The organism is Nonomuraea sp. B10E15, from assembly GCF_039871615.1.
In the GTDB taxonomy this organism is placed as follows: Bacteria; Actinomycetota; Actinomycetes; order Streptosporangiales; family Streptosporangiaceae; genus Nonomuraea.
Map to the genome: position 1 here is coordinate 17,518 of NZ_JBDPMB010000039.1, position 26,693 is coordinate 44,210.

Genomic DNA, 26,693 nt, shown 5'->3' on the forward strand with positions numbered 1-26,693 from the left:
CTCCAGTAGAACAACCTTCGGTCGCCTGTGGCAAGCCGCCCATCCGAGCCTCGCGACCTTCGCGACCTTCCCGCGAAGTTGGGGGAGGTATGGGAAACTTGCCCACTGTTCGGATGGTCTACAGGCGGCCGCGTACGACGGCCGTCTGCAGAAGGCGTACGCGTCTCCACGGACTCCCGCGTCCAGCGGTCGTCCCGTGGCAGGCGCCCGCCGCTACAGGGGTAGGACATGGTTTCGGAGAGCAACCACCTCATCGCAGGTCGCTACCAGTTGCTGCGCGAACTGGGCCGCGGGGGGATGGGCGTGGTCTGGGAAGGCCGCGACACCTTGCTCAATCGGCAGGTGGCCGTCAAGGAATTGCTGCTGCCCGAGGGCTTCTCGCCCGCCGACCAGGAGCGGCAGCTCCTGCGTACGGCCCGCGAGGCGCGCACCGCGGCCCAGCTCAACCATCCGTCCGTGGTCGCGATCTATGACGTGGCCGAGGACGGTGGCCGGCCGTGGATCGTGATGGAGCTCGTGCGGCACCCGTCGCTCGAGGAGGTCGTGCTCACCACCGGCGCCCTGCCCGTGCGCGAGGCGGCGGGCGTCGGACGGCAGGTGCTGTCGGCGCTGAAGGCCGCGCACGAGGCCGGCATCCTGCACCGCGACGTCAAACCCAGCAACATCCTGCTGGCCGACGACGGCCGCGCCGTGCTCACCGACTTCGGCATCGCCACCGCCGAGGGCGACGCGTCGCTCACCCAGACCGGCATGGTCACCGGGTCGCCGAGCTTCCTCGCTCCTGAGCGGGTCCGCGCCGCCGACGCCGGACCAGCCTCCGACCTGTGGTCGCTGGGGGCCACGCTGTACGCCTGCATGGTGGGGCGCTCGCCGTTCGAGCGCGGCGAGCCCATGGCGACGCTCAACGCGCTGCTCAACGAGGAGCCCGACTACCGCAGGATCCCGCCGGCCCTGCACGAGGTGCTGCGCGGCCTGCTGCAGAAGGAGCCCGAGGACCGGATCGACGCGGAGGAGGCCGACCGGTTGTTCGCGGCCATCATCGCGAACCGGCCCACGCACGACGACCAGCACGTCGAGGAGAGGAAGCCGGGCAGGCGCCGCGGCCGGGCCCTGCTCGCGGCCGGCGCCGCGGCGGTTCTGGTCATCGCGGGCGGCACGGTGGCCTACCTCGAGTTCGCCGCCCCCGCGGAGGGCACGCCGCGCACCACGACGCGTCCGGCCGCGGTGAGCAGCCCGCTCACGCCGGTCGCCACGGCGACGCGGCCGAGCGCCTCGCCGACGCCCACGCCGAGCGCGACCAGGGCCGTCCCGATCGTGCGGGCGTGGAAGTCGCGGGACGGCTGGTCGATCATGCGGCCGACGGGCTGGCGGGGCGCGCTCGCCGAGGCGTACACCGAGTGGACCCGCCGGGACAGGAGCGCGCACCTCGGGGTCGAGGCCGTCTACGCCGAGCTCGACCCGCACCAGATCATCCGCGACTCCGAGGAGACGTTCAAGCAGAACGCCGTCAACGTCGTCGACCGCGGTCTCAGGAGGGTCACCCACCAGGGCGTCAAGGCCGTGGAGTGGGAGTTCTCCTGGACCGCCGGCGAGGCGGGCGACGCGCGCTGGGTGCGGCCGGGCGTCCGCTACCGCGAGGTGCGCAGGGCGGTCGCGATCGGCGACACCGCCTACATCCTGTCCTGGACGGTCACCGAGGGGCAGTGGCGCCGCAACAGGGAGCTGATGCGGCAGGTGATCAGCAGCTTTACCGTAGGCGCATGAAACCCTGGAACCTGCTCGCCCTGCCGCCGCTCCCAGAAGAGGTGACGCGCCGCCTGCTCGCGCCGCTCGGCGACCGGGTGGCCGTGCGCGTTCCCGCGGCCCGCGAGCGCGAAGCGCTCCTGGCGGCGCTCCCGGAGGCGGAGATCGTGCTCGGCGACTGGACGGGCACGCTCGCGCTGGACGCCGAGGCGGTCGGCGCCGCGCCCCGGCTGGCGTTCGTGCAGCAGCCGTCCGTGGGCGTCGACGGCCACGACCTCGACGCTCTGGCCGCGGCCGGGGTGCCCCTGGCCAACACCCCCGGCGTCAGCGCCGTCGCGGTGGCGGAGTGGTGCCTGGCCGCCACGCTGTCGCTGTCGCGCAAGCTGGCCGCCGCCGACGCGGCCGTGCGCGCGGGCGAGTGGCCGCAGCAGGGCCTGCAGCCCCAGGAGATGCGCGGCCGCCGCGTCGGCGTGGTCGGCTACGGACCGATCGGCGCGGAGTGCGTCACGTTGTTCCGCGCGCTCGGCTGCGAGGTGTCCTACTGGACCCGCACGCCGCGCCCCGACCCCGGCTTCGAGGCCCTGGACACGCTCGTGGCCACCGCCGACGTCGTGGTCGTCGTCATCGCGCTGTCGGACGAGACCCGTGGCCTCGTCGACCCGGCACGCATGAAGCGGGGCGCCCTGCTGATCAACGCGGCCAGGGGCGGAGTCGTGGACCAGGGTTCGCTCGCTGAGGCGCTGCGCTCCGGGCACCTGGGCGGAGCGGCACTCGACGTCTTCGACGTGGAGCCCCTGCCACCCGGCGATCCGCTGCGCCACCTGCCGGACGTGCTGCTCTCCCCGCACGTCGCGGGCGTCACTCCCGAGGCCACCGGCCGCCTTCTCACGGCCACCCTGGACAACCTGGCCGCGGCGGTCGAGGGCAGAAAGGTGGACGCCGTGCTGAACGGTGTCGCGCCGCTGATCTCCAGAAAGTTTACGTAATCGCCTACCACGCAGGCGGTTCACCTGGCACGATAAACAGTTTTCGTGTCTTTAACGACCCCGGTCTGGTTCGGGCCGCCCGCGAGAGATAACGTCTTACCGGCGATCTCTACCGGCTCAAGGGGGTGCTTCCGTGACGACGACGATGTCGACACACCAGCGGGCAGTAGAGCAGATCCGGCGGTCCTACGCCGAGATCCCGGGCGGGGCCGCGCCCCGGCTGGCCAAATCGACGTCCAACCTCTTCAGGTTCCGCGACCAGGGCCGCACGGCCAAGCTCTCGGCCCGCGATCTCGACGAGGTCATCAGCGTCGACCCGGAGACCATGACGGCCGAGGTCCAGGGCATGACCACGTACGAACACCTGGTCGACGCCACGCTGCCGCACGGGCTCATGCCCTACGTCGTCCCGCAGCTCAAGACCATCACGCTGGGCGGCGCCGTGACGGGGCTCGGCATCGAGTCCACCAGCTTCCGCGACGGCCTGCCGCACGAGTCGGTCGAGGAACTCGAGATCCTCACCGGTGACGGGCGCGTCGTCGTGGCCCGCGAGGACAACGAACACCGCGAGCTCTTCCGCGCGTTCCCCAACTCGTACGGCACGCTGGGCTACGCGCTGCGCATCCGGATCAAGCTCCGCAAGGTGCGGCCGTACGTGCATCTCACGCACGTCAGGTTCACCGACGCGGGCAAGTGCATGCTGGCCATGCAGGAGATCTGCGACAGCATGGTCCACGACGGCGAGAACGTCGACTTCGTGGACGGCGTCTTCTTCACGCCGGGGGAGATGTACCTGACGCTCGGCCGGTTCGCCGATCGTGCCCCCTACGTGTCCGACTACACCGGGATGCGCATCTACTACCAGTCGATCCGGCAGCGCAGCCGCGACTGGCTGACCGTCCGCGACTACCTGTGGCGCTGGGACACCGACTGGTTCTGGTGCTCGCGGGCCTTCGGCGTGCAGCAGCCGATGATCCGCTCGCTCATGCCGCGCCGCTACATGCGCTCCGACGTCTACCGCAAGCTGGTGGCGCTCGACCGGAAGTACGGCCTGACCGCCCGTGTCGACCGGTGGCGCGACCAGCCCGTGCAGGAGTCGGTGATCCAGGACGTCGAGGTCCCGGTCGAGCGCGGCGCCGAGTTCCTTGACTTCTTCCACGACAAGGTGGGCATGACACCTGTGTGGATGTGCCCGCTCCGCGCCGGCTCCCGCTGGCCGCTCTATCCGCTGGAGCCGGGCAAGCTGTACGTCAACTTCGGATTCTGGGGCATGGTGCCGCTGCCGCGGGGGCAGTTCGACGGCTACTACAACCGGCTCATCGAGCGGTCGGTCCACGAGCTCGACGGGCACAAGTCGCTCTACTCGACCTCCTATTACGCCCCGGAGCAGTTCTGGCAGCTGTACAACGGCGAGGCCTACCGGCCGGTCAAGCGGGAATACGACCCGAACGGTCGCCTGCTGGACCTGTACGAAAAGTGTGTACGGGGAAGGTGAAACACGGATGGCGCTGGCAACCATCTTCGAGAAGATCGTCGGCACGGACGCGAACGTCGCGTTCACGGCCTACGACGGGAGCAAGGCCGGGCCGGACGGGGCAGACCTGGCCATCGAGGTGAAGTCCCCGATCGCGGTGGCCTACCTCGCCCAGGCTCCCGGAGAGCTGGGCCTGGCCCGGGCGTTCGTCTCCGGGCACATCGACGTGCAGGGAGACCTCTACACCCTGCTCGACCGCATGTGGAACATCACCACCAACGATCTCACGACGTCGGAGAAGCTCGCTGCCGTCCGGGCTCTCGGCATGAAGCCGCTGCTCATGCGCGTGCCTCCGCCCCCGCAGGAGATGCGCCAGAGCGCCCTGGCCAGGCTCGGCTCCCGCCACGCCAAGCAGCGCGACGCCGAGGCCATCCACCACCACTACGACGTCTCCAACCGCTTCTACGCGTGGGTGCTGGGCCCGTCCATGGCCTACACGTGCGCCGTCTTCCCCTCCGAGGGCTCCACGCTCGAGGAGGCCCAGTTCGCCAAGTTCGACCTGGTGGCCCGCAAGCTCGGGCTGGAGCCAGGGATGCGCCTGCTCGACGTGGGCTGCGGCTGGGGCGGCATGGTCATCCACGCCGCCCAGCACTACGGCGTCAAGGCCCTGGGCGTGACGCTGAGCAAGCAGCAGGCGGAGTGGGGGCAGAAGGCCATCGCCGACGCCGGCCTCGAGGACCTGGCGGAGATCCGCTTCATGGACTACCGCGACGTCCAGGAGACCGGCTTCGACGCGGTCAGCTCGATCGGCCTGACGGAGCACATCGGCAAGGCCAACCTGCAGGCCTACTTCTCCTTCCTGAACGGGAAGCTGAAGCCCGGCGGGCGCCTGCTCAACCACTGCATCACCCGGCCGACCGGCAAGGAGAAGACCTTCAACAAGGGCGGCTTCATCAACCGCTACGTCTTCCCCGACGGCGAGCTGGAGTCGGTGGGCCTGCTGATCAGGCAGATGGAGGACCTCGGCTTCGAGATCCGCCACGAGGAGAACCTCAGGGAGCACTACGCGAAGACCCTGCGGCACTGGTGCGACAACCTCGACGCCAACTGGGACGACGCGGTCCAGGAGGTCGGCATGGGCACGGCCCGGGTGTGGGCCCTGTACATGGCGGGTTGCATCGTGGGCTTCGAGCGTAACAAGGTGCAGCTCCACCAGGTGCTGGGCGTCAAACTCGACCGGAACGGCCGGTCGGGGGTGCCGCTGCGGCCGGCGGTCGACTGGCCGTGACGGCCCGCGCGGGAGGGCCCGCCGGTCCTCCCGCGTGACGGGCTCCGTCAGTCGTACGGGTCGTGGTCGCGGCGCTCGTAGCCGCGCTGTTCGTAGCCGCGCTGCTCGTAACCTCGCGGGTCGTGGCGGGGCTGCTCGTAGTGCGGCCGGTCGTAGCCGCGCGGATCGTAGCCCCGCTGCTCGTACGGGTGCGGCTCGGGCTCCGGCGCCTCCTCCAGGGCCGTGCGCCCGATCGACGTCAGCAACGAGGCGATGGCGATGCCGATGACGAGGTTGATGGCGGCCGTGGCGATCTGCTCCAGGAGATCGGCGGAGTGCATGAACGGCAGGATCGTGATGATGACGGCGAAGAGCCCGGCGATCCAGCTGAAGAACCTGGCCGGCTCGGGCGTGGAGAGCATGAGGACGAAGAGCAGCAGCGTGGCCACGAGCGCGGCGGCGGCGGCCGAGATCGCGTAGCCCGTGATCGCCGCGCTGCCGTGGACGGGATCGCCGTCGGGGGCGATCACGCGGATGCCGAGCAGGCTCTTGCTGATCATCACGCCGACCACCGCGACCAGCGCGGCCACGACGGCTGCGGCGACCCCTCCTCCCCACACTCGCGCCGGGTTGACCCGTGGTCCGGCCGAGCCAGGGCGGCGATCGTAGCGATCGTGCGAGGGGTATGACATGAGCTCACCTTTGTCGCGGATGCCGATCAAGCACTGCGGAAACCTTACACGCGCCGTCAAGAGCCGCCAGGGGAGCCGGCCCACCCTGATCGCCCCTGCGGGCGGCCGGACGGCTGCCGATGGCGTGCGGGTGGAGCCGCTCTCCCGTCAGGAGGTCGTGCAATCCGCGCCGTTGAGGGTGAAGGAGTCCGGCTCCGCGGTGTCGCCGCCGTGGGTGGCCTGGAAGCCGAACGTCGCCGACGCGCCCGGGGCGATCGTGCCGTTGTAGGGGGCGTTCGTGGCCGTGACCTGGCCGCCGGCCGGCGAGACGGTGGCGTTCCACGCGGAGGTGACCGTCTGGCCCGGGGGAAGCGTGAAGGCGAGGGCCCACGAGCCGACCTGGGACGAGCCCGTGTTGGTGATCGTGACGGCCGCCGTGAAGCCGGTGTTCCAGCTGTTCATGGTGTACGTGACCCGGCAGGCGCCCTCCGGATCCGGCGTGACGGTCGGCGAGGTGGTCGGTGAGGTGGTCGGGCCGCCGTCGCCCGACAGGCCGAAGAAGTCGATGACCGCGGCGGCCATCCCGCTCTGGGGCAGGCTGTGGCCGACGCCCTGGATGCTGATCGCCTCGACGGGCGGGGTGGTCCCGGTGCCTCCGTACCTGGTCCTGGTCCAGCTGGGCTGCGGCCGGTCGGTGAGGCTGGGCGTCTGGCTCAGGCCGTGGACGTCGGTCCACTGCTTGATCTGCTCCTGGAAGTTCGGGTAGCGCAGCGTGCCGTCCTCGGTGCCGTGCCAGATCTGCATGCGCGGCCTGGGGCCGCTGTAGCCGGGATAGGCGGCGCGCACCAGGTCGCCCCACTGCTGCGGCGTCCTGCTGATCTGCCCGTTGGCGCAGGCGCTGTTCCAGCTGGAGCCGTCGGTGGTGGCGAAGCAGCCGAACGGCACCCCCATGAACGCCGCCCCGGCCTTGAACACGTCGGGGTAGTCGCCGAGCAGGACGTTGGTCATCATGCCGCCGGACGACGCCCCGGTGACGTAGGTGCGGTCGGGGTCGGCGCCGTGGCGCTGCTGGACGTACCTGACCATGGAGACGATCCCGACCGGGTCACTGCCTCCGTCGTGCCGCAGCGCCTGCGGCGAGGAGACGTCGAAGCAGGAGCCGCTCCTGGTCGCCGACGGGTAGATGACCACGAACTTGTGCCGGTCGGCCAGCGAGGCGAACTCCGTGCCGGAGTGGAAGGCGGGGCCGGACCCGGTGCAGTAGTGCACGGCCACCAGGACCGCCGGGCGGGCGGGCACGCCGTCGGGGACGTACAGGTGCATGCGCAGGTTGCTGGGGTTGGCGCCGAAGCCGGTCACCTCCGTCAGCTGTGCGGAGGACGCCGGGGCCGCCGTGATCAGGCCGGCGACGACGAGGGCCGCGGCGGCCGTCACGGCGCCTGCTATCCGGGATCTCAGGTTCATCGAGTTCCTCTCCCACGCGGCTGAAACATTGCGAGTGTGAAGAGAAACTTTCAACCTGGCAATCTTCCCGGTACGGACCCGCGCGGCCGACACGTGCTGAGCTGCCGGGAAGGGCCGGCGGAGGGCGGCGCCGGCCTGAAACTTTCGGCTACCGTCAGGACGTCGCGCGCAGCTCCTCGAGAGTGCCGGCCAGCGACGTCCAGGCCTGTTCGGCGTCCGGCGTGCGCCCGTGCGGCGAGCGCAGCCACTCCACGAACTCGGCCACGTCGTCGAGGGCCCATCGCAGCCGGTAGAACGCCAGCGCCCGCGGGTCGGGCGTGCGGCCCGTGGCCTCGGCGTACCGGGCGAGGTCGCCCGGCTCCACGGCCACCAGCCAGAGGTCGCGCTCGGGCGGAGCCAGGCCGACCGTGTCCCAGTCGACCAGGGACCACTGGCCGTCCGCGCACAGCAGGTTGCCCGGATGCGGCTCGCCATGGGTCACCACCGGCTCGCCGAGGACGCCCGCCAACCGGTCGAGCTCCGCGAGCCTCCGGCGCAGCGTGCCCGCATGCTCCGCGATCAGCTCCCCGGCGGGCTCGGAGAACGGGCCGCCGAGCCAGGGACGGTCCGGCTCGCCCAGGCACGACTCCAGGACGGCCCGGCCGGCCAGCTCCGGCGGTCGCGGCGGAGCCGACAGCGGAGGCGGTGTCGCGTGCAACCCGGCCAGCAGGTCGATGACGGCGCCGCGATCGGAGGGCGACAGCTCGTCGCCGAAATGCCCGGCGGTGCCCGCGGCGTACGGGAAGACGCTCATGGCGTAGCGGTGCCGGTCGAGCCGGCGCAGCGTCGTGCCGTCCGAGGCGCGCATCGGGGCCACCACGAAACCGAGCCCCGCCTCCTCCCGCAGGGCCGCCGCGGTGTCCATGGCCAGCCCCAGCCCGTCGAACGTCCGGCGCCGCACGTCGGCGACCGTGACGAACCACCGCCGCCCGTCCCCGTCGCCCGCGACCCAGTGATAGTCGCCGAACCCGACGGGCGCGTAGTCGAGCGTGGTGGCCCGCACGTCCCACGCGCGCAGCGCGGGACGCAGCAGCCCTTCGTCGAAGTCCTCCGGCCGATCTCGCACGCGACCCACGCTATCGGTACGAACCAGGCGATTTCCCGTCAACAAGCCAGTCGATGGCCCCGACGACGTCCGTGACGACATGGTCGGCTCCGCCCCCGGACGGCTCCGCCACCGTGCCCCGGTCGACCCAGATCGTCCGCAGGCCCGCCCCCCGCCCGCCGCCGACGTCGTTCGTGAGATCGTCGCCCACCATCCAGCCGCCGGCCGCCGGAGACGCCCCGCACCGCCGGATGCCGATCTCGAACAGCCGCACGTCGGGCTTGCTCACGCCCTCCGCGCCCGAGATCGCCCACCCGTCCAGCCGGGAGGCCAGCCCCGTGCTTTCGAGCTTGCCCGTCTGGTTGTCGGCCCTCCCGTTCGTCACGACCCCCACCGCCCAGCCGGCCGCGCGCAACCGGTCGAGCCCTGCCAGGACCTCGGCCCGGCACGACACCAGCTGCGGCAACCGTGCCCGGTAGGCCCGCCACAACTCCCCGGCCGGCTCGGGCAGCCGGAAACGCTCGCGTACGAGCTCGAAGAACGTCTCCATCGGCACGGAGCCGTTCGCGTCCAGCTCCACCATCCAGGAGGCCGCGCCCTCGCCCAGCCCTCGCTCGGAGGCGAACTCGGCGGTCCACCGCCGGAACGCGTCCAGCCGGTCGATCAACGTGTTGTCCAGGTCGAAGAGCGCCAGCATCAGGTCTCCTTGTCGTGACGGGAACGCGGGCGGCTTCACGAGAGGGGCGCCGCGCCGGCGACGAACGCGGCCCGCTCCTCGACCGTCGCCCTGGGCAGCGCCACCACGTCGTATCCGTGGTCGGCGTAGGCCCGGACGACGGCCTCATAGGTCCGCTCGGCCTCATCGAGGCTCTGCTTGCGCTCGCTGTCCTGCTCGTAGATCTCCGGCCACGGCGGGGCGGCGAACACGCGCCGGTGGTAGCGGAACGTCTCGGCCGCGGTGATCAGGTGCGGCGGCACCGGACGCCCCAGCATCCGCAGGTAGCCGATGGTGTCGACGAGCCCCCGATCGAACACCACCGGTCCCCGCCCCGCGGCCGTGCGGTGGGAGCGAAGGTCCCACGACACCATCAGCTCCGCGAACAACTCCGGATCCACCCAGGGCAGCGCGCGCCCGGAGATCGCCACCTGGTCCTTGATGATCGCCCGCCCGGCCTCGGGCCGCGTGGCGAACCCCTGGGCGCCCAGGTGCTCGACCAGCGTGCTCTTCCCCGAGCCTGGTCCTCCGGTGATGACGATGTAGCGGTCGTGGTGTTCGGGCATGCGGCAGCGTTCCCCTTCTCTCGGTGGTGACAGGAAGGCCGCCGGTGAGGGCCGGGCGCGGGAGGCACGCGCCCGGCACGTCGCGCCTAGCGCAGCTCCCGCTTGAGGATCTTGCCCGTGGCCGTCATCGGCAGCTCGTCGCGGAACTCGATGATGCGCGGATACTTGTAGGCCGCCATGTTCTCCTTGCACCAGGCGATCAGCTCGTCCTCGGTGATCGTGGCGCCGGGGGTGCGGATGACGTACGCCTTGATCTCCTCGCCGTGGGAGTCGTGGGCGACCCCGACCACGGCGGCGAGCGAGACGGCCTCGTGGGTGATCAGCACCTCTTCGAGCTCGCGCGGGTAGACGTTGAACCCGCCCCTGATGATCATGTCCTTGGAGCGGTCGATGATGGCATAGTAGCCGTCGGCGTCGCGGGTCGCGATGTCGCCCGTCCTGAACCAGCCGTCGCGCATGACCTCCGCGGTCGCCTCGGGGCGCCCGTAGTAGCCCTTCATGATGTTGTGGCCGCGGATGGCGATCTCGCCGGGGCCCTCCCCTTCGACGGTCTTCCAGTCGCCGTCGACCAGCTTCATCTCCACGCCCCAGATCGGCGTGCCCACGGTGCCCGCCTTGGCGGGCCGGCCGGGCTGGTTGAAGCTGGCCACCGGCGAGGTCTCCGACAGCCCGTACCCCTCCAGGATGCCGACCCCGAACGTCTGCTCGAAGTCCTTGAGCACCTCGACCGGCGAGGAGGCGCCGCCCGCCACGGCCACGCGCAGGGAGCGCGGCACCTCCACGCCGTCCGCGTGGATCTTGGAGAGCAGACCCCAGTACATCGTGGGCACCCCGGCGAAGAACGTGACGTTCTCCTTCGTCATGAGCGCGAGCGCCTCGCCGGGGTCGAAGCGCGGCATCAGCACGATCGCCGAGCCGCGCAGGAAACCCGTGTTCATGACGACGGTCTGGCCGAAGGAGTGGAAGAGCGGCAGCACCGCCAGATAGACGTCGCCGCCCTCGCTGTCGGGGAACATCGTGTCGCTGACCATGGCGTTCATCAGCATGTTCTGGTGGCTGAGCTCGGCGCCCTTCGGCTGGCCCGTGGTGCCCGAGGTGTAGAGGATCACCGCGGTGTCGTCGGCGGCGGTCTGCACGGTCGCGAACTCGCTCGCCATCCCACCGAGCGCGGCCCAGATCGACTCGCCGTGCTCCGACTCGGTCGCCAGCGGCGTGGCGGGGAGGACGAAGAAGTGCTCGCAGCCGGCGGCCGCCTCGAACCCGGCCTTCCCGCGCTCACCCAGCGGCAGCTCGGTCGTGCCCTCGAAGCAGAACAGGGCCTTGGCGTCGCTGTCGTCGAGGTGGTAGGCGATCTCGCGGGACTGCAGCAGCACGTTCAGCGGCACGACCGTGGCGCCGGCCTTCAGGATGCCGAAGTAGACGAACGGGAAGTACGGCAGGTTCGGGCACGCCAGCGCGACCTTGTCGCCCTTGCCGATCCCGCGCGACACCAGCAGGTTGGCCACCTGGTTGGCGACAGTGTCGATCATGGAGTACGGCAGCCGCATGTCGCCGAAGACGATCGCGGTGCCGTCGGGGGTGTTCCTGGCGCTGTCCTCCAGGACGACCGACAGATTGAGCATGACGCCTTCCTCCCTCTCAGCAGGCTTCGGCGCCATCTTCGCAGGGGCAACATACCGGCCGGTAGGGCAAAATCGTGATTTCTCCCGCTGCGGCGCCCCGGACGCGGCCCGCCGCAGGTTCCGGGGGTCACCTCGGGATATGGACGTGCCCCCGCGCCTGGAGTAAGCAGTAAGCAAACACTCCCCAAGGAGGGGCATGGAGTACGACTATGTGATCGTCGGGGCGGGGTCGGCGGGCTGCGTGCTGGCCGGCCGCCTCTCGGAGGATCCGGATGTGTCGGTGGCGCTGGTCGAGGCGGGCGGGCGGGACGACAAGCTCGAGATCCGGATGCCCGCGGGCTTCTCCAAGCTGTTCAAGACCGGCGACGACTGGAACTTCACCACCGCCAAGCAGGGCGAGCTGTCCGGCCGCGAGCTCTACTGGCCCAGGGGCAGAGTGATCGGCGGCTCGTCCTCCATGAACGCCCAGATGTGGGTGCGCGGCTGCCAGCGCGACTACGACCAGTGGGGCGTGCCCGGCTGGACCTACGACGACGTGCTGCCGTACTTCACCAGGGCCGAGCGCCGCGTCGGCAGCAACGAGGGCGGCGTCTACGGAACCTCGGGCCCTCTGTACGTCTCCGAGCTGCGCAGCCCCAACGTCACCACCGCCGCGTTCCTCCAGGCCTGCGACGAGCTGGGGTTGTCCCGGCTCGGCGAGCTGAACGGGCGCTCCAACGAGGGCTACAGCCCCACCCCCGTCACCCAGCGCAGGGGCCGCAGGTGGAGCGCGGCCGACGCCTACCTGCACCCGGCGACGAAGCGGCCCAACCTCCATGTGATCACCGGGGCCTCCGTCGAGCGGGTGCTGTTCGACGGCCGCCGGGCCGCCGGCGTCGAGCACGGCGGCGGGCGGATCGGGGCCAGGCGCGAGGTCATCCTGTCCGCCGGCACGATCGGCTCACCCCACCTGCTCATGCGCTCCGGCGTGGGCGCGCCGGAGGAGCTCCGCGACGCCGGAGTGCCCGTCGTGCGCGCGCTGCCCGAGGTCGGCGGGAACCTGCAGGACCACCTCTCCACCGGCGTGTTCGTCGAGTGCCGGCAGCCGGTGACGCTGTCCAGGGCCGAGTCGATCGGCAACCTGCTGCGCTATCTCGTCCTGCGCACCGGCATGCTCACCACGAACGTCGGCGAGGCCGTGGCGTTCATCAGGACCTCGGACGAGGAGCCCGCGCCCGACATCGAGCTGGTCTACGCGCCCGTGCCGTTCGTCGACCACGGCCTGTCCAAACCGGCCGGCCACGGGCTCACCGTCGGGGTGGTGCTGCTGCAGCCGGACAGCCGCGGCAGGGTCGGGCTGAGCGGAAGGGACGTGGTGATCGACCCCGCCTACCTGACCGCGGAGGCCGACCTCCGGCGCCTGGTGGCGGGGCTGAAGGCGGCCAAGCAGGTGTTCGCCACCGCCGCCATGAAGCCGTACGCGGGTGGGCCGATGGCGCCGTACTGGGGGCCGGAGAGCGACGAGGAGCTCGCGCAGTGGGTGCGCGAGCGCGCCGAGACCCTCTACCACCCCGTCGGAACCTGCCGCATGGGGGTCGACGACGCCTCCGTCGTGGACCCCGAGCTGCGGGTGCGCGGTGTCGAAGGGCTCAGGGTCGTGGACGCGTCGATCATGCCGACACTGAACCGTGGCCACACCCACGCCCCGGCCGTCATGATCGGGGAGAAGGCGGCCGACCTGATCAGGAACGCGGGATGACGTAGGCGCGCCACCTCGCCCGCAGGATCGTCCTCGACGCCGGTGATCCGGGCACGCAGGCCTGGTGGGAGCGCGACCGCGTTCGCGGCGGGTGCTCCGGCGGCGGGCCGAATAATGCTAGGTTTCGCAGTCGTGACTCCTCCGCCCCCTGAAGGAGGCGGCTTCTCGCTAAGCCGCTTCCGCAGGTTCGCGAAGGGCAAGCCCTGCCCTGAGGATGTTGACCGCCGCATTCACGTCAGCGTGCGCGGCATGCCCGCACGCCGTACAGGCGAACCCGGCCTGGGTGACGCGGTTCTCCCGTGCGCTGTGCCCGCAGCGGGCGCAGGTGCGGGAGGTGCCGGCGGGGTTCACCGCGATCAGCGTGCGACCCGCGCTTTCAGCCTTGTGCGACAGGATCGTCAGGAACACCCCCCAGCCCGCGTCCAGGATGCTCCGGTTGAGGCCGGACTTCTGCGCGACATTCCGGCCGGGGTGCTCGATCGTGCCGGACGCCGAGCGGGTCATGTTCGCGATCCGCAGGTCCTCGTGCACGATCACGTCATAGGCGGCCACCAGGGCGAGCGCGGCCTTGTGCGCGCCGTCCAGACGTTGCCTGCGCACCCTGGCGTGCAACGCGGCCACGCGGGCCACCGCCTTGCGCCGCCGCTTGGAACCCCGTTCCTTGCGGGCCAGAGCCCGCTGCGCGGCGGCCAGCCGGTCAGCGGAGGCGGCCAGGGGGCGGGGGTTGCTCGGATGCTGTCCGTCGGAGGTGGTGACGAGGGACGCCACGCCCATGTCGATCCCGGCGACCACGCCCGTGGCGGGCAGCGGCTCGGCGGGCACGTCGTCGCACGACAGGACCACGAACCAGCGGGAGCCCTCGCGCTTGACGCTGATCGTCTTCACCTGGCCGCGCACGGGCCGGTGCCGGTGGACGCGGACGTGCCCGACGCCCTGGAGGCGCACGTAAGTCGTGGTGGGGTGGCCGGGCTGAGCATCCCACCGGCAGCCGTCGCCGTCCTTCGGCCATTCGACCGTGTCGAACCGGCCACGCCCCTTGAACCGCGGGAACCCCGGCGCGCGACCCGCGCGGACCCGCTTGAAGAACGCGGCGAACGCCTTGTCGAGCCGCCGCAGCGTGGCCTGCTGGGAGGAGAACGACCAACGCGCCTGCCCGTCCGCATCATCGGCGCGGATGTGTTTCAGCTCGGCCGACTGCTCGCCGTACCGGACGCTCACGCCCGCCCTGGCGTAGGCGGTGCGGCGGTGCTCCAGAGCGGCGTTGTAGAGCTGGCGGTGGTCCTCCAGGCACGCCGCCAGCGCCGCCGCCTGCCGGGCGGTGGGGCGCAGCAGGAACCGGAACGACCTGCGCACACCCCACCTCCCATCACGTTCGGTAACGGCATCACCACGATATCGGCTGGCGCCGACAAAACCAGGAAGGACATCCGTGATGCGCAGATGTGACAGGTCGGGGCACGATCGGGCCTTGACGGCCCTCCCGCTCCCGATTCACCCGTCGACTCAAGGCGACGGTCCCCTCGGGAGGATCTGATGGAGATCAGGAATGTCCACGCCAACGGGGTGGAGTTCGCGTACCTGACGATGGGGGAGGGGCCGCTGGCGCTGTGCCTGCACGGCTTCCCCGACACCGCCCACACCTGGCGCCACCTGATGCCTGCGCTGGCCGAGCGCGGCTACCGCGCGGTCGCGCCGTTCATGCGCGGTTACGCACCCACCGAGGTGCCCGCCGACGGCGCGTACGAGCAGGCCGCGCTGGTCGCCGACGTGCGCGCCCTGCACGAGGAACTCGGCGGCGACGCCGACGCGGTCGTCGTCGGCCACGACTGGGGCGCCTTCCCCGTCTACCTCACCGCCGGCCGCTTCCGCAGGGCCGTGGCACTCGCCGTGCCGCCGCCCGGCGTGCTCGGCTCGAGCTTCCTCGACTACGACCAGCTCAAGCGCTCGTTCTACGTCTTCCTCTTCCAGACCGGCATGGCCGAGGCCGCCGCCTCCAGGCCCGGCTTCTTCGACAACCTCTGGCGCGACTGGTCGCCCGGCTACGACGCGCGCCAGGACCTCGAGTTCGTCCGGCGCAGCATCGGCGCGCCCGCCAACCTCAGCGCGGCCATCGGCTACTACCGCTCGATGCTCGGCACCACGCCGCCCTCCGGCCGCTATCCGGAGGTCGAGTCCAAGGTGACGGGGCCCGTCCTCTACCTGCACGGCGCCCAGGACGGTTGCCTGAGCGCCGAGCTGACGCGCGACGCGCCCGGCCACCTGCCCGAGGGCTCACGGGTGCAGCAGGTGGCCGGCACCGGTCACTTCCTCCATCTCGAACGGCCCGCCGAGGTCAACCGGCTCATCCTCGACTGGCTCGGCCCGGCGTCCTCGGCCGAGCTGACCCAGATCCGCCCGATGGGCTTCAACCCCGGCTCCGGGCCTTTCTGAGCACCTGCCACCCCGGATGCCCGGCAGATACGTACGGTGTACGTCCGGACCATTGACGTAAGTGGCCGCTTTCCGAATGATGGCCACATGAGCGTCCTCGACTTCGATCTGTCGGACCCCGAGTTCTGGGCCAAACCCATGGACGAGCGAGAGAGGGCGTTCGAGCGGCTGCGCTCGCGCGAGACGCCCGCCTTCTTCGAGGAGATGGAGCTCTCCTTCGCGCCCAAGGGGCCCGGCTACCACGCGCTGGTCAAGCACGCCGACATCCTCGAGGCCAGCCGCAATCCCGAGGTCTTCAGCTCCGGTCAGGGCGGCGCGACGAACATCCCCGACATGCCCGCCGAGTTCACCGAGTATTTCGGCTCGATGATCAACATGGACGACCCCCGGCACGCGAGGCTCCGCAGGATCGTCTCGCGCGCGTTCACGCCCAAGATGATCAAGCAGTTCGAGGCGGACGTCGAGGCGGCGGCGGGCGCCATCGTCGGCGACCTCATCGCCAAGGGGTCCGGCTGCGACTTCGTCACCGAGGTCGCCGCGCGCCTGCCCCTGAAGATCATCTGCGACATGATGGGCATTCCCGAGCACGACTACCGGTTCGTCTTCGACCGCTCCAACATCATCCTCGGCGGCTTCGACCCCGAATACACCGGCGGCGACCTCACCCAGATCGCCGACCGCCTGCTCACCGCCGGCATGGAGCTGCAGCAGCTGGTCCAGGACCTGGCCGCCCACCGCGCCGACCACCCCACCAACGACCTGACGTCATCCCTGGTCAACGCGAACATCGACGGTGAGCGGCTGACGATGCAGGAGCTGGGCTCGTTCTTCATCCTGCTGGTCGTGGCCGGCAACGAGACCACCAGGAACGCCATCTCGTACGGCCTGCGCCTGCTCACCACGAACCCCGGCCAGCGCGCGCTCTGGCTGGACGACATCGACGGGCGCGCGCCGGGAGCCGTGGAGGAGATCGTGCGCCTGGCCTCCCCGGTGAACTTCATGCGCCGCAAGGTCACCCGCGACCACGAGATGAACGGCCACCTCTACCGCAAGGGCGAGAAGGCGGTCCTGTTCTACTGGGCGGCCAACCGGGACGAGGACGTGTTCGCCGACCCGCTGCGCTTCGACATCACCCGCGACCCCAACCCGCACGTCGGCTTCGGCGGCCCGGGCCCGCACTTCTGCCTCGGCGCCCACCTGGCCAGGCGGGAGATCACGGCGATGTTCCGCGAGCTGCTGCGCCGCGTCCCGCACATCGAGGGCGGCAAGCCGGACCGCCTGCACTCCAGCTTCATCAACGGCATCAAGCACATGGAGTGCGCCTTCTAGCCGTCGACGCCCCGGGTCAGGAGGTGAGCCTGATCTGGTTCATGACCGTGCGGACGTCGGGCAGGAGCCGCTTGCTCTCGGCCGGGATCGACATGTAGACGATGGCCGGGACGTTGCCGCCGGTGTTGACGGCCATCGTCACGATCGTGGCCTTCTCGGTCTGCGACGTCAGCGAGTACGCGATCAGCCGTCCCGTGGAGTCGCCCACCTTGATCGCCTGCTGGGCGATCTTGCGGACCTTGTTGTCCTTGGGGAAGTAGCTCCTGCGGGCGGAGAGCACGACCTGCTTGATGGCCGGCTCCAGGTCGTCCGGCTCGTAGTACGAGGCCAGCCGCTGCGACAGCGGTGCCGTCATCAGCTGCGCGTAGCGCTCGGGCGCGACCTGGACGTACTGCCGGGTGTCGAAGCCGTACGTGGCCTTGACCGTGGCGCGCTGGTCCAGCCGCCAGTCACCGCCGAGGCGCGGGACCGAGATGCGGGCCGGCGCGTCCGGGATCCTGCCGATGACGGGGGAGGGCTTGCCGGAGTATTTCGGCAGCGGGCCGATCGACGACGAGGTCTTGGTGGCGCGCGGCTTCTTCGAGGCGGACGGCTGCGCCGCGACGTTGGAGCTCGCCGGGTCCTCGCTCGCGAGCGGTCCCGCGAGGAACGCCCAGATCAGCGCGATCACCAGGGCGACCGCCACCGAACTGCCGAGGGCGTACATCCAGACAGGTTTGCCCGGTTCCTCCTCCAGGGCGTCCTGTCCGCCCATGGCCTGGTAGTTGTCGCCGAAGACGGTGTTCCAGAGCTCCTGCTGGCGCTCGGGCGGCGGGGTGCGCGACCCGCTGATCTGGCCCGCCGTCACGAAGCGGCGGTCGGGGTCGGAGGGATCACGGTTGAGGTTAGAGCCGGGGCGGGAGGCGTGGTCCTCGCCGGGGGGCGTGTCAGTGTGGGGGGAGTCCATGGGGGAGGAGGGCACCGCGCGATCGTCTCGCAGGTTCTCGGAGTGTCTGGCGTACGTGATCGTCCGCTCGGAGGCGGGGACGGAGGACGGGGGAGGGTGGGCTGTGGACGGGCCGTCGTGCGGCGGGGTGTTGTTCGGGGCGGACTGGCGGTGCGAGGGCGTGGGCTCCGGCGACTCGGCCGCGTGGCGCTTGCCCCGTGGCGCCGGTTCGTCCGGCCACGCGCCGGGAGCCGGGGCCGGCGGCTGCGCCCACGCGGGCACGGGGTCGGGGACCTGAGGCTGCTCGGGGTGCTGGGGCGCCTTCGTGCCGCCCTGCGGTGGCCGGTCCTGCCGCGAGGAGGGGCCCGAGGCGGCCTGCGGTGGTCCGGCCGTGCTCTGGGGGGACGCCTCCGGCCAGGACATGGGCACCTCGGAGGACGTCTCGGGCCACGAGACCGGCACGTCCTGGTGTGGCGCGTCGGGCCGGGAGGAGGGAGCGGCGGCGTTCTGCGCGGAGCCGGGCGGCCATGCGGAGGGCCCCGCGCGGTCCTGCGGCGGAAGGTCCGGCCAGGAGGGGGCGCCTGCGCTCGGCTGCGGCGATGCCTGGGGCCACGCGGAAGGGCCGGTGCCCAGTGCGGAGGGGTCGGGCTGAGCAGGCCCGGAAGCGCTCTGCGCGGAGCCGGACCGGGAGGAAGAGCCGGCGGTGTTCTGCGGTGGGAGGTCCGGCCAGGAGGAGGCGCCAGGGGCGGTGCTCCGGGGCGGCTCGGGCCAGGACGGGCCGGTCGTGTCCTGCGGGGAGGCCGCGTGGCGTGAGCGGCGGGGCGGCTCGGGCCAGGAGTCGTCCTTGCGCGGCGGCTCCGGCCAGGCGGGGTCGCCGTGGGCGGGCACCGGTGCCTCGGGCCACGCTGTGGGAACGTCGGCGGCGTGCGAGCCGGACGACCGCGTGCCGGATCCGTCGCGTCGCGGCGCGTCGGGCCAGGACGGCAGGTGTGATCCGGAATCATCCGCTGCCATGGCCGGCCCTCCCGATGTAGTGTCCGGATTCGCCCTTATATCCGGATTTGACGTCCGAGGCATGATCTCATGGGATTTTCCAGGAGATGCAGGCGGTTCCGCAGCGAAACGAGCGAAGCCGTCAGGATCGGTCGGCGGATCCTGGAGCGGCAGGTCGGCTTCCGGACGATCAGGCTCAGCTGGGTACACCACGGCGACAAGGCTATTCTTCTGGGACGAATGAGGTCACAACGGATACATCACCATCAGGTCTCGCTGGACCTGAAGGATCTATTGTGCCCGCCGGCCTCGATCGAGTATCTGCATTCAGCCGAAGACGTGCGCTAGGCTTGACACATGCGTTCCGCGACCCTGCTTCTTATCGGGCCGCGACGGCCCTGAAGATCTCGCCGTCGCGGCTCCACCCCTCGTTGTGTGCACGGGGGGTTTTCTTATGGGTCCGAGTCAATTCAAAGGACAGTAGCCGTGAGTGAGTACGATCCGCAGGCGCTGCAGGCCAAGTGGCAGCAGCGATGGGAGGAGCAGGACCCCTACCGGGCGAGCGAAGACCCGGCCGACCCCCGCGAGCGGCGCTACATGCTCGACATGTTCCCCTACCCGTCGGGCGACCTGCACATGGGCCACGGTGAGGTCTTCGCCATCGGCGATGTCATCGCGCGCTTCTGGATGCAGCAGGGCTACAACGTCCTGCACCCGATCGGCTGGGACTCCTTCGGACTGCCCGCCGAGAACGCCGCGATCAGGCGCAACGCCCACCCGGCCGAGTGGACCTACGCCAACATCGAGACGCAGGCCACCTCGTTCCGGCGCTACGCCGTCTCCTTTGACTGGTCGCGTCGCCTGCACACCAGCGACCCCGACTACTACCGGTGGAACCAGTGGCTGTTCAACCGGTTCTTCGAGCGCGGCCTGGCCTACCGCAAGGGCGGCCTGGTCAACTGGTGCCCCAACGACCAGACCGTGCTGGCCAACGAGCAGGTCGTGGCCGGCAAGTGCGAGCGCTGCGGCGCCGACGTCATCCGCCGCGAGCTGACGCAGTGGTACTTCAAGATCACTGACTACGCGCAGCGGCTGCTGGACGACATGGACCAGCTGGACACCTGGCCCGAGCGGCTGCTGACCATGCAGCGCAACTGGATCGGCCGCTCCGAGGGCGCCGACGTGCTGTTCGAGATCGAGGGCCGCGACGAGCCGGTCCACGTCTACACCACGCGGCCCGACACCCTGTTCGGCGCCACGTTCTTCGTGGTCGCCGCCGACGCCGCGCTGGCCGACGAGATCGTCACCGACGAGCACCGCGCCCGCTTCGAGGCCTACCGCGCCGAGGTCGCCAAGCTGAGCGACATCGAGCGGCTGGCCACCGACAAGGAGAAGACGGGCGTCTTCCTGGGCCGCTACGCGATCAACCCGGTCAACGGCGAGCGCATCCCCGTCTGGGCGGCCGACTACGTGCTGTCCGACTACGGCCACGGCGCCATCATGGCCGTGCCCGCCCACGACCAGCGCGACCTGGACTTCGCGGTGAAGTTCGGGCTGCCGGTGAAGGTCGTCGTGCACACCGGCCTGGCCGACCCGGGCGAGACCGGCGAGGCCACGCCCGGCGAGGGCACGCTGGTCAACTCCGGGCCGCTCGACGGCCTGAGCAAGACCGAGGCCATCGCCAGGATCATCGAGGTCCTGGAGCGTGACGGCAGGGGCACGGGCGCGGTCAACTACCGGCTGCGCGACTGGCTGCTGTCCCGGCAGCGGTTCTGGGGCACGCCGATCCCGATCATCCACTGCCCCGACTGCGGCGAGGTGCCCGTCCCCGACGAGCAACTGCCGGTCACGCTGCCCGACATGCGGGGCGAGGCGCTGGCGCCCAAGGGCGTCTCCCCGCTGGCCAGCGCGACGGAGTGGGTCAACGTCGAGTGCCCCAAGTGCTCCGGTCCCGCCCAGCGCGACACCGACACGATGGACACCTTCGTCGACTCGTCGTGGTATTTCCTGCGTTACTGCTCGCCGGGCTACACCGACGGCCCGTTCGACCCCGAGCAGGTGCGCAAGTGGGGCCCGATCGACCAGTACGTCGGCGGCATCGAGCACGCGGTGCTGCACCTGCTGTATTCGCGGTTCTTCACCAAGGTCCTGCACGACATGGGCATGGTCGACTTCACCGAGCCGTTCGTCCGCATGCTCAACCAGGGTCAGGTGATCAACGGCGGCAAGGCCATGTCGAAGTCCCTGGGCAACGGCGTGGACCTGGGCCAGCAGATCGACGACTTCGGCGTCGACGCCGTGCGCCTGACGATGATCTTCGCCGGTCCGCCCGAGGACGACATCGACTGGGCCGACCTCTCACCGGCCGCCTCGCAGAAGTTCCTGGCCCGCGTGCTGCGCGTGATGTCCGAGGTGACCAGCGAGCCCGGCGTCGCGTTCGAGGGCGGCGACGTGGAGCTGCGCAAGGTCACGCACCGCACGATCGACGAGGTCACCAGGCTGGTCGAGTCCTACCGCTTCAACGTGGCGGTGGCGCGCATGATGGAGCTGACCTCCGCCACGCGCAAGGCCGTCGACTCCGGCCCCGGCCCGGCCGACCCGGCGGTGCGCGAGGCCGCCGAGACGCTGGCCGTCATGCTGTCGCTGGTGGCCCCCTACACCGCCGAGGAGGGCTGGGAGCGGCTGGGCCGCACCGGTCCCGTCACCTTCGCCGGCTGGCCGGTGGCCGAGCCGCAGCTGCTGGTGCAGGAGTCGGTCACCTGCGTGGTGCAGGTGGCGGGCAAGGTCCGCGACCGCCTGGAGGTCCCGCCCGGCATCAGCGAGGACGACCTGCGGGCGCTGGCCCTGGCCTCGGAGAAGGTCGCCCCCTACCTGCAGAACGCGCCCCGCAAGGTGATCGTCCGGGCGCCCAAGCTGGTCAACATCGTCCCTTAGAGGGAGCGCAGGGCCGGCAGCAGTTCCTTCTCCGCCCAGTCGAAGAAGGGCTGCTGCCGGTCGTGCCCGATCTGGACGAGCGCGATGTGGGTGTATCCCGCGTCGACGTACTTCCTCGCGGCCTGCACGACCGCGTCCACGTCGTCGCCGCAGGGCACGCTCTGGGCCACGTCCTCCGGGCGCACGGTGCCGGCGGCGGCGGCGAAGTTCACCGGCGCGGGCAGCTCGGCCATGACCTTCCAGCCGCCGGTGGCCGCCCAGCGCCACAACGTGTGAGCGCGCTCCTTGGCGGCCTCGACGTCGGTGTCGTAGGAGAGGGCGAGCTGGCCGTAGACGGGCCTGCCGTGGCCGCCCGCCGCGTGGAACTGCTGCACCACCTCCGGCAGCGGCTCGTTGACCACGAGCACGTCGCCGTACTCGGCGGCGAGCTCGGCGGACTGCCCGCCGGAGGCGGCGATGCCGATCGGCACCGGCCGCTCCGGCAGGTCGTAGAGCTTGGCGGAGTCGACGTCGTAGAACTCGCCCTGGCGGGTGACGTACTCGCCGCTGAAGAGCTCCCTGATGATCTGTACGGCCTCGGCGAACATGCGGTGCCTGGTGTCGACCGGCGGCCAGCCCTCGCCGATGACGTGCTCGTTGAGGTTCTCGCCCGCCCCGAGCCCCAGGGTGAACCGGCCCCCGCTCAGCACGCCCATCGTGGCCGCCTTCTGCGCGACCACGGCCGGGTGGTAGCGCATGATGGGGCACGTCACGTAGGTCATGAGCGGGAGCCGCTCGGTGACCTGGGCCGCGGCGCCGAGCACCGACCAGCAGTAGGGCGAGTGCCCCATCTCCTCCAGCCACGGGAAGTAGTGGTCGGAGATGACCGCGTAGTCGAAGCCGATCCGCTCGGCCGCCGCGGCGTAGTCGACCAGCTCGCGGGCCGGGGTCTGTTCGGACATCAGGGTGTAGCCGATGTGTACCATGCGTCCCGGCTACCCCTGTCAGCCGGGATTAGCGTCCAGGAACCGGAGATCGTCAACGGCAGCGGTCGCGCATCTCCTCGGCCACCAGGCCCAGGCCGATGCCCAGCAACCAGACGTCCTTGGCGATCGCGACGCCCTGCTCGGAGGGCCGCAGGCTGCCATCCTGCCGCAGGCCGGGCGTCTTGAGATACAGGCCGAGCAGGCCCGCCGCGAAGCCCGTCAGCGCGGCCCCCGCCAGGAGTGAAGGCACCAGCGGCACCAGCAGGGCCACGCCGAGGGTGATCTCCGCCTTGGAGAGCAGCCTGGTGAAGGTGAGCGGGCTCATCCTGTGCAGGAACGGATAGGTGCCCGAGGCCATGCCGTGCAGGCTCGCGGCGGTGTCCTCGCCTGCGCCTGACTTGCTGAGCCCGGAGTTGAGGATGACGGCCGCGGCGGCCAGCCGGGGCGGGAGCTGGTGCGGGCGGGCGAGGATCTTCATGGTGCCTCACAGGATGCAGAAGCCGGAATTCGTGCCATTCCCCTGCATGTCCGGCGCATCCCGGACTTGGCCGTTCCGAGGACAGGGTCAGTTCGCTGGGGAGAGAATTCTTGGGCTGGCCTTGGTCTCGCGCATTAGTGTGCATCTGTGACAAATGGCGCATACCTCAGACACCCGCACCTGCACGGTGACATGGTGACCTTCGTCGCCGACGACGACGTCTGGCTGGCTCCCCTGACAGGAGGCAGAGCCTGGCGCTTCACCGCGGACCGCGTATCGGTGTCGCATCCGAGATTCTCGCCCGACGGCAGCCGCATCGCGTGGACCAGCGGCAAAGAGGGCGCCCCGGAGGTGTTCGCGGCCGAGATCGACGGCCCGGAGGGCGAACGGCTGACCCACTGGGGCAACACGGCGACCGGCGTACGCGGATGGACCCCCGAGGGCGACGTGCTCGCGGTCAGCGCGGCCGGACAGAGCGAGACCAGCAGGAACTGGGCCTACGCGGTGCCGCTCGACGGGGGACCGGCCACACGCCTGCCGTACGGGTGGCTGAGCGACGTCGCGGTCAACGGCGTCCAGGTGGCGACCGTGTCGCCGATGTGGCGAGAGCCCTCGCAGTGGAAGCGGTACCGAGGCGGCACCGCCGGCAAGATCTGGGTCGACGCCGACGGCGACGGAGCGTTCACCAGGCTGTTCGCCGACAGCGCGGCACAGTACTGGTCGGCCGGCTGGGTGGGCGACAGGATCGTGTTCCTGGCCGACATCGACGGCGCCGGCAACCTCTACTCCGCCCGCCCCGACGGCTCCGACCTGCGCAAGCACAGCTCCCACGAGGAGTTCTACGCCCGCCACGCCGCCGGTGACGGCGAGCGGGTGATCTACAGCCACGCCGGCGACCTGTGGCTGCTGGAGAGCCTGGACGCCGAGCCGTACCGGCTGGACGTGCGGCTGGGCGGGCCGCGGCCAGGACGGGCCAGGCGGCCGGCGCCCCTGCGGGCGGGCTCGTTCTCGCCCGACGCGAGCGGGCGGGCCAGCGCCGTGGAGATCCGCGGCACCGCCCACTGGGTGACCCACCGCGACGGCCCCGCCGGCGTGCTCCGCGCGCAGCCCGGCGTCCGCGTACGCCTCCCGCAGGCCCTGGACTCCGACGGGCGGGCCGTGTGGGTGTCCGACGCGAGCGGCGAGGACGGGCTGGAGGTCGGCACGCCAGGAGGCGAGATCAGGACGCTGGCCACCGGTCAGCTCGGCCGCGTGCTCGACCTGGAGGCCGCCCCCGACGGCAAGCACGTGGCGGTGGCCACCCACGACGGGCGGCTGCTGGTCGCCGACCTCGAAACCGGGAACCTCCGCGAGCTCGACCGCACCACGCAGGGAGACGTCAGCGGCCTGACGTTCTCGCCCGACTCGAGCTGGCTGGCCTGGGTGCATCCGGACCACGAGCCGCTGTCACAGATCAAGATCGGACGCGTCGACGGGACCTCCGTCATCGACGTGACCCCGATGCGGTTCGCCGACTACGGCCCCGTCTTCACCAAGGACGGCAAACACCTGGCGTTCCTGTCGATCCGGACGTTCGACCCCGTCTACGACACCCACAGCTTCGACCTGTCGTTTCCCCAAGGCTGCCGCCCCTACCTCGTGCCGCTGCAGGCCGGCACCCCGTCGCCGTTCGACCCCTCGCTGCAGGGCCGCGGATTCAACGGCGAGGACGACAAGGCCGCCAAGGACGACGGGGCGAAGGACGACGCGCCGCCGCGCACCGAGGTCGACCCCGACGGCATCGCCTCCCGCGTGGTGCCGGTGCCGGTGCCCTCGGGGCTCTACAGCAACCTGCGCACCGCCAAGGACGCCCTCCTCTGGCTGCGCCACCCCCTCACCGGCCGCCTGGGCGACGGCACCGAGTCCGAGAACGACACCGTGCTCGAACGGTACGACCTCAAGAAGCGCGCCAAGGCCGAGCTGGGCAAGGAGGTGCGCTCGTTCGAGGTCAGCGGCGACGGCGCCAGGCTCGTCACCAACGGCAAGGACGGCCTGCAGACCCGCTCCGCCTCCGAGGGGGACGAGGTCGTCACCATCGACCTCGACCGCGTCACCGTCCAGATCGACCCGGTCGCCGAATGGCGGCAGGGCTTCCGCGAGGCCGGTCGGCTCATGCGCGACCACTTCTGGCGCGAGGACATGAACGGCGTCGACTGGCAGGCCGTACTCGACCGCTACGAGCCGCTGGTCGACCGCATCGGCTGCCACTCCGAGCTGATCGACCTGCTCTGGGAGGCCCAGGGCGAGCTGGGCACCTCGCACGCCTACGCCGTGGCCAACGCCGGCGGCCACGACCCCCGCCGCCGCCAGGGACTGCTCGGCGCCGACCTGGCCAGGGACGGCGACGGCGTGTGGCGGGTCACCCGCGTCCTGCCCGGCGAGTCGTCCGACCCCGCCGCCCGCTCGCCGCTGCTCGCCCCGGGCGTCGGCGTCCGCCCCGGCGACGCGATCACCGCCGTCGGCGGCCGCCCCGTCGACCCGGTACGCGGGCCGCTCGCCCTGCTGGCCGGCACTGCCGACCGGCCCACCGAGCTGACCATCCGCCCCGCCTCAGGGGGCGAGCCGCGCCGCGTCGTGGTGAACCCCATCGCCGACGAGACGCAGCTGCGCTACCACGACTGGGTGGAGGACCGCCGCGCCCACGTCAGGCAGGCTTCGGGCGGCCGGCTCGGCTACCTGCACGTGCCCGACATGGTGGCCTCGGGGTGGGCGCAGTTCCACCGCGACCTGCGTACCGAGATGGCCCGTGACGGGCTCATCGTGGACGTCCGCGAGAACAGCGGCGGGCACCTGTCGGAGCTGGTGCTGGAGAAGCTGTCCAGGAAGGTCACCGCGTGGTCGCTGGTTCGCGGGTACGAGCCGATGCGCTACCCGGAGGACTCGCCGCGCGGGCCGATCGTGACCGTCACCGACGAGTTCGCCGGCTCCGACGGGGACATCGTGAGCGCGGGGGTCAAGAACCGCGGGATCGGGCCGCTCGTGGGCACGCGGACGTGGGGCGGCGTGATCGGGATCGACTCACGCTACACGCTCGTCGACGGGACCCGCGTGACGCAGCCGCGCTACGCGTTCTGGATCGAAGGCCCCGGGTGGGGGGTGGAGAACTACGGGGTCGACCCCGACGTCGAAGTGGTGATCACGCCGCAGGACCGGGTCGCGGGGCGTGACCCGCAGCTCGACAAGGCCATCGAGCTGGCCATGGCCGCCCTGGAGGAGAACCCGCCCGCCACGCCCCCCAGCCTGCCGCCCGCCCGCTGACCGCGCACACCG

Annotated in this window: 19 protein-coding genes; 9 read left to right on the forward strand and 10 right to left on the reverse strand. The window is 71.1% G+C overall.

The genetic code is table 11. The features are described 5' to 3' along the window. Positions 1-228: 228 nt before the first annotated feature. From ABGB14_RS48060 to ABGB14_RS48075, 4 genes are all read left to right on the forward strand, one after another. Positions 229-1,764 carry a serine/threonine-protein kinase gene (locus ABGB14_RS48060; RefSeq protein ID WP_347650584.1) on the forward strand — a complete coding sequence of 512 codons (1,536 nt, stop codon included), beginning with the start codon at positions 229-231 and terminating at the stop codon, positions 1,762-1,764. Next, on the forward strand, positions 1,761-2,729 hold the full coding sequence (locus ABGB14_RS48065) for an NAD(P)-dependent oxidoreductase (RefSeq protein WP_347650585.1): 969 nt from the start codon (positions 1,761-1,763) through the stop codon (positions 2,727-2,729). The genes ABGB14_RS48060 and ABGB14_RS48065 overlap by 4 nt, the downstream gene beginning before the upstream one ends. A 145-nt stretch (positions 2,730-2,874) precedes the next feature. Beyond that, the gene (locus tag ABGB14_RS48070) at positions 2,875-4,224 is read left to right on the forward strand and encodes an FAD-binding oxidoreductase (protein ID WP_347650611.1); all 1,350 of its coding nucleotides are present in this window, start codon (positions 2,875-2,877) and stop codon (positions 4,222-4,224) included. A gap of 7 nt (positions 4,225-4,231) precedes the next feature. Next, positions 4,232-5,491, forward strand: coding sequence for a cyclopropane-fatty-acyl-phospholipid synthase family protein (locus tag ABGB14_RS48075; protein WP_347650586.1), 1,260 nt, complete (start codon positions 4,232-4,234; stop codon positions 5,489-5,491). A gap of 47 nt (positions 5,492-5,538) precedes the next feature. On the opposite strand, the gene ABGB14_RS48080 is transcribed toward ABGB14_RS48075, so the two are convergent. The 6 genes from ABGB14_RS48080 to ABGB14_RS48105 all read right to left on the reverse strand — a co-directional run bounded on the left by ABGB14_RS48080 (position 5,539) and on the right by ABGB14_RS48105 (position 11,592). Then, positions 5,539-6,162: a DUF6069 family protein gene (locus tag ABGB14_RS48080; RefSeq protein WP_347650587.1), complete on the reverse strand. Its 624-nt coding sequence runs from the start codon at positions 6,160-6,162 to the stop codon at positions 5,539-5,541. Positions 6,163-6,309: 147 nt separating this feature from the next. Continuing rightward, the gene (locus ABGB14_RS48085; RefSeq protein ID WP_347650588.1) at positions 6,310-7,605 is read right to left on the reverse strand and encodes a PHB depolymerase family esterase; all 1,296 of its coding nucleotides are present in this window, start codon (positions 7,603-7,605) and stop codon (positions 6,310-6,312) included. 154 nt (positions 7,606-7,759) lie between these two features. After that, positions 7,760-8,710, reverse strand: coding sequence for a phosphotransferase (locus ABGB14_RS48090; protein WP_347650589.1), 951 nt, complete (start codon positions 8,708-8,710; stop codon positions 7,760-7,762). A 10-nt stretch (positions 8,711-8,720) separates the two neighbouring features. Then, positions 8,721-9,386 (reverse strand): HAD family hydrolase, encoded by a 666-nt coding sequence (locus ABGB14_RS48095; RefSeq protein ID WP_347650590.1) that lies wholly within the window; start codon positions 9,384-9,386, stop codon positions 8,721-8,723. A 35-nt stretch (positions 9,387-9,421) separates the two neighbouring features. Then, positions 9,422-9,970 (reverse strand): AAA family ATPase, encoded by a 549-nt coding sequence (locus ABGB14_RS48100; RefSeq protein WP_347650591.1) that lies wholly within the window; start codon positions 9,968-9,970, stop codon positions 9,422-9,424. Between the two features lie 86 nt (positions 9,971-10,056). Further along, positions 10,057-11,592 (reverse strand): long-chain fatty acid--CoA ligase, encoded by a 1,536-nt coding sequence (locus ABGB14_RS48105; RefSeq protein WP_347650592.1) that lies wholly within the window; start codon positions 11,590-11,592, stop codon positions 10,057-10,059. A 196-nt stretch (positions 11,593-11,788) separates the two neighbouring features. On the opposite strand from ABGB14_RS48105, the gene ABGB14_RS48110 reads away from it, so the two are divergent. Next, the gene (locus ABGB14_RS48110; protein ID WP_347650593.1) at positions 11,789-13,330 is read left to right on the forward strand and encodes a GMC family oxidoreductase N-terminal domain-containing protein; all 1,542 of its coding nucleotides are present in this window, start codon (positions 11,789-11,791) and stop codon (positions 13,328-13,330) included. 168 nt (positions 13,331-13,498) lie between these two features. Here ABGB14_RS48110 and ABGB14_RS48115 read toward each other — a convergent pair whose 3' ends face one another. Then, complete coding sequence (locus ABGB14_RS48115) at positions 13,499-14,683, reverse strand: transposase (protein ID WP_347650594.1); 1,185 nt, start codon at positions 14,681-14,683, stop codon at positions 13,499-13,501. Between the two features lie 180 nt (positions 14,684-14,863). Between ABGB14_RS48115 and ABGB14_RS48120 the strand changes: the two genes are divergently transcribed. Together ABGB14_RS48120 and ABGB14_RS48125 are read left to right on the forward strand one after the other, a co-directional pair. After that, the gene (locus tag ABGB14_RS48120) at positions 14,864-15,760 is read left to right on the forward strand and encodes an alpha/beta hydrolase (RefSeq protein WP_347650595.1); all 897 of its coding nucleotides are present in this window, start codon (positions 14,864-14,866) and stop codon (positions 15,758-15,760) included. An 87-nt stretch (positions 15,761-15,847) separates the two neighbouring features. Continuing rightward, complete coding sequence (locus tag ABGB14_RS48125) at positions 15,848-17,089, forward strand: cytochrome P450 (protein WP_347650596.1); 1,242 nt, start codon at positions 15,848-15,850, stop codon at positions 17,087-17,089. A gap of 16 nt (positions 17,090-17,105) precedes the next feature. Here the strand turns inward: ABGB14_RS48125 and ABGB14_RS48130 are convergent, their stop codons facing one another. After that, the gene (locus ABGB14_RS48130) at positions 17,106-19,028 is read right to left on the reverse strand and encodes a hypothetical protein (RefSeq protein WP_347650597.1); all 1,923 of its coding nucleotides are present in this window, start codon (positions 19,026-19,028) and stop codon (positions 17,106-17,108) included. A 465-nt stretch (positions 19,029-19,493) separates the two neighbouring features. Here ABGB14_RS48130 and leuS point away from each other — a divergent pair, with 465 nt between their 5' ends. Further along, positions 19,494-21,941 carry a leucine--tRNA ligase gene (gene leuS / locus ABGB14_RS48135; protein WP_347650598.1) on the forward strand — a complete coding sequence of 816 codons (2,448 nt, stop codon included), beginning with the start codon at positions 19,494-19,496 and terminating at the stop codon, positions 21,939-21,941. On the opposite strand, the gene ABGB14_RS48140 is transcribed toward leuS, so the two are convergent. Both ABGB14_RS48140 and ABGB14_RS48145 read right to left on the reverse strand, forming a co-directional pair. Continuing rightward, positions 21,938-22,906: a TIGR03557 family F420-dependent LLM class oxidoreductase gene (locus tag ABGB14_RS48140; protein ID WP_347650599.1), complete on the reverse strand. Its 969-nt coding sequence runs from the start codon at positions 22,904-22,906 to the stop codon at positions 21,938-21,940. The two genes, leuS and ABGB14_RS48140, sit on opposite strands and share 4 nt — an antisense overlap. 52 nt (positions 22,907-22,958) lie before the next feature. Further along, a complete protein-coding gene (locus ABGB14_RS48145; RefSeq protein ID WP_347650600.1) occupies positions 22,959-23,384 on the reverse strand; it encodes a hypothetical protein in 426 nt (141 codons plus the stop codon). Between the two features lie 147 nt (positions 23,385-23,531). On the opposite strand from ABGB14_RS48145, the gene ABGB14_RS48150 reads away from it, so the two are divergent. Next, positions 23,532-26,681: a PDZ domain-containing protein gene (locus tag ABGB14_RS48150; protein ID WP_347650601.1), complete on the forward strand. Its 3,150-nt coding sequence runs from the start codon at positions 23,532-23,534 to the stop codon at positions 26,679-26,681. The last annotated feature ends 12 nt before the right edge of the window (positions 26,682-26,693 follow it).

Bases quoted from the DNA above. Each gene is read 5' to 3' on its own strand.
- ABGB14_RS48140 (WP_347650599.1), bottom strand. From the start codon at position 22,906: ATGGTACACATCGGCTACACCCTGATGTCCGAACAGACCCCGGCCCGC.
- ABGB14_RS48145 (WP_347650600.1), bottom strand. From the start codon at position 23,384: ATGAAGATCCTCGCCCGCCCGCACCAGCTCCCGCCCCGGCTGGCCGCC.
- ABGB14_RS48070 (WP_347650611.1), top strand. From the start codon at position 2,875: ATGTCGACACACCAGCGGGCAGTAGAGCAGATCCGGCGGTCCTACGCC.
- ABGB14_RS48100 (WP_347650591.1), bottom strand. From the start codon at position 9,970: ATGCCCGAACACCACGACCGCTACATCGTCATCACCGGAGGACCAGGC.
- ABGB14_RS48105 (WP_347650592.1), bottom strand. From the start codon at position 11,592: ATGCTCAATCTGTCGGTCGTCCTGGAGGACAGCGCCAGGAACACCCCC.
- ABGB14_RS48125 (WP_347650596.1), top strand. From the start codon at position 15,848: ATGAGCGTCCTCGACTTCGATCTGTCGGACCCCGAGTTCTGGGCCAAA.
- ABGB14_RS48110 (WP_347650593.1), top strand. From the start codon at position 11,789: ATGGAGTACGACTATGTGATCGTCGGGGCGGGGTCGGCGGGCTGCGTG.
- ABGB14_RS48060 (WP_347650584.1), top strand. From the start codon at position 229: ATGGTTTCGGAGAGCAACCACCTCATCGCAGGTCGCTACCAGTTGCTG.
- ABGB14_RS48065 (WP_347650585.1), top strand. From the start codon at position 1,761: ATGAAACCCTGGAACCTGCTCGCCCTGCCGCCGCTCCCAGAAGAGGTG.
- ABGB14_RS48120 (WP_347650595.1), top strand. From the start codon at position 14,864: ATGGAGATCAGGAATGTCCACGCCAACGGGGTGGAGTTCGCGTACCTG.
- ABGB14_RS48085 (WP_347650588.1), bottom strand. From the start codon at position 7,605: ATGAACCTGAGATCCCGGATAGCAGGCGCCGTGACGGCCGCCGCGGCC.
- ABGB14_RS48095 (WP_347650590.1), bottom strand. From the start codon at position 9,386: ATGCTGGCGCTCTTCGACCTGGACAACACGTTGATCGACCGGCTGGAC.
- ABGB14_RS48075 (WP_347650586.1), top strand. From the start codon at position 4,232: ATGGCGCTGGCAACCATCTTCGAGAAGATCGTCGGCACGGACGCGAAC.
- ABGB14_RS48130 (WP_347650597.1), bottom strand. From the start codon at position 19,028: ATGGCAGCGGATGATTCCGGATCACACCTGCCGTCCTGGCCCGACGCG.
- ABGB14_RS48080 (WP_347650587.1), bottom strand. From the start codon at position 6,162: ATGTCATACCCCTCGCACGATCGCTACGATCGCCGCCCTGGCTCGGCC.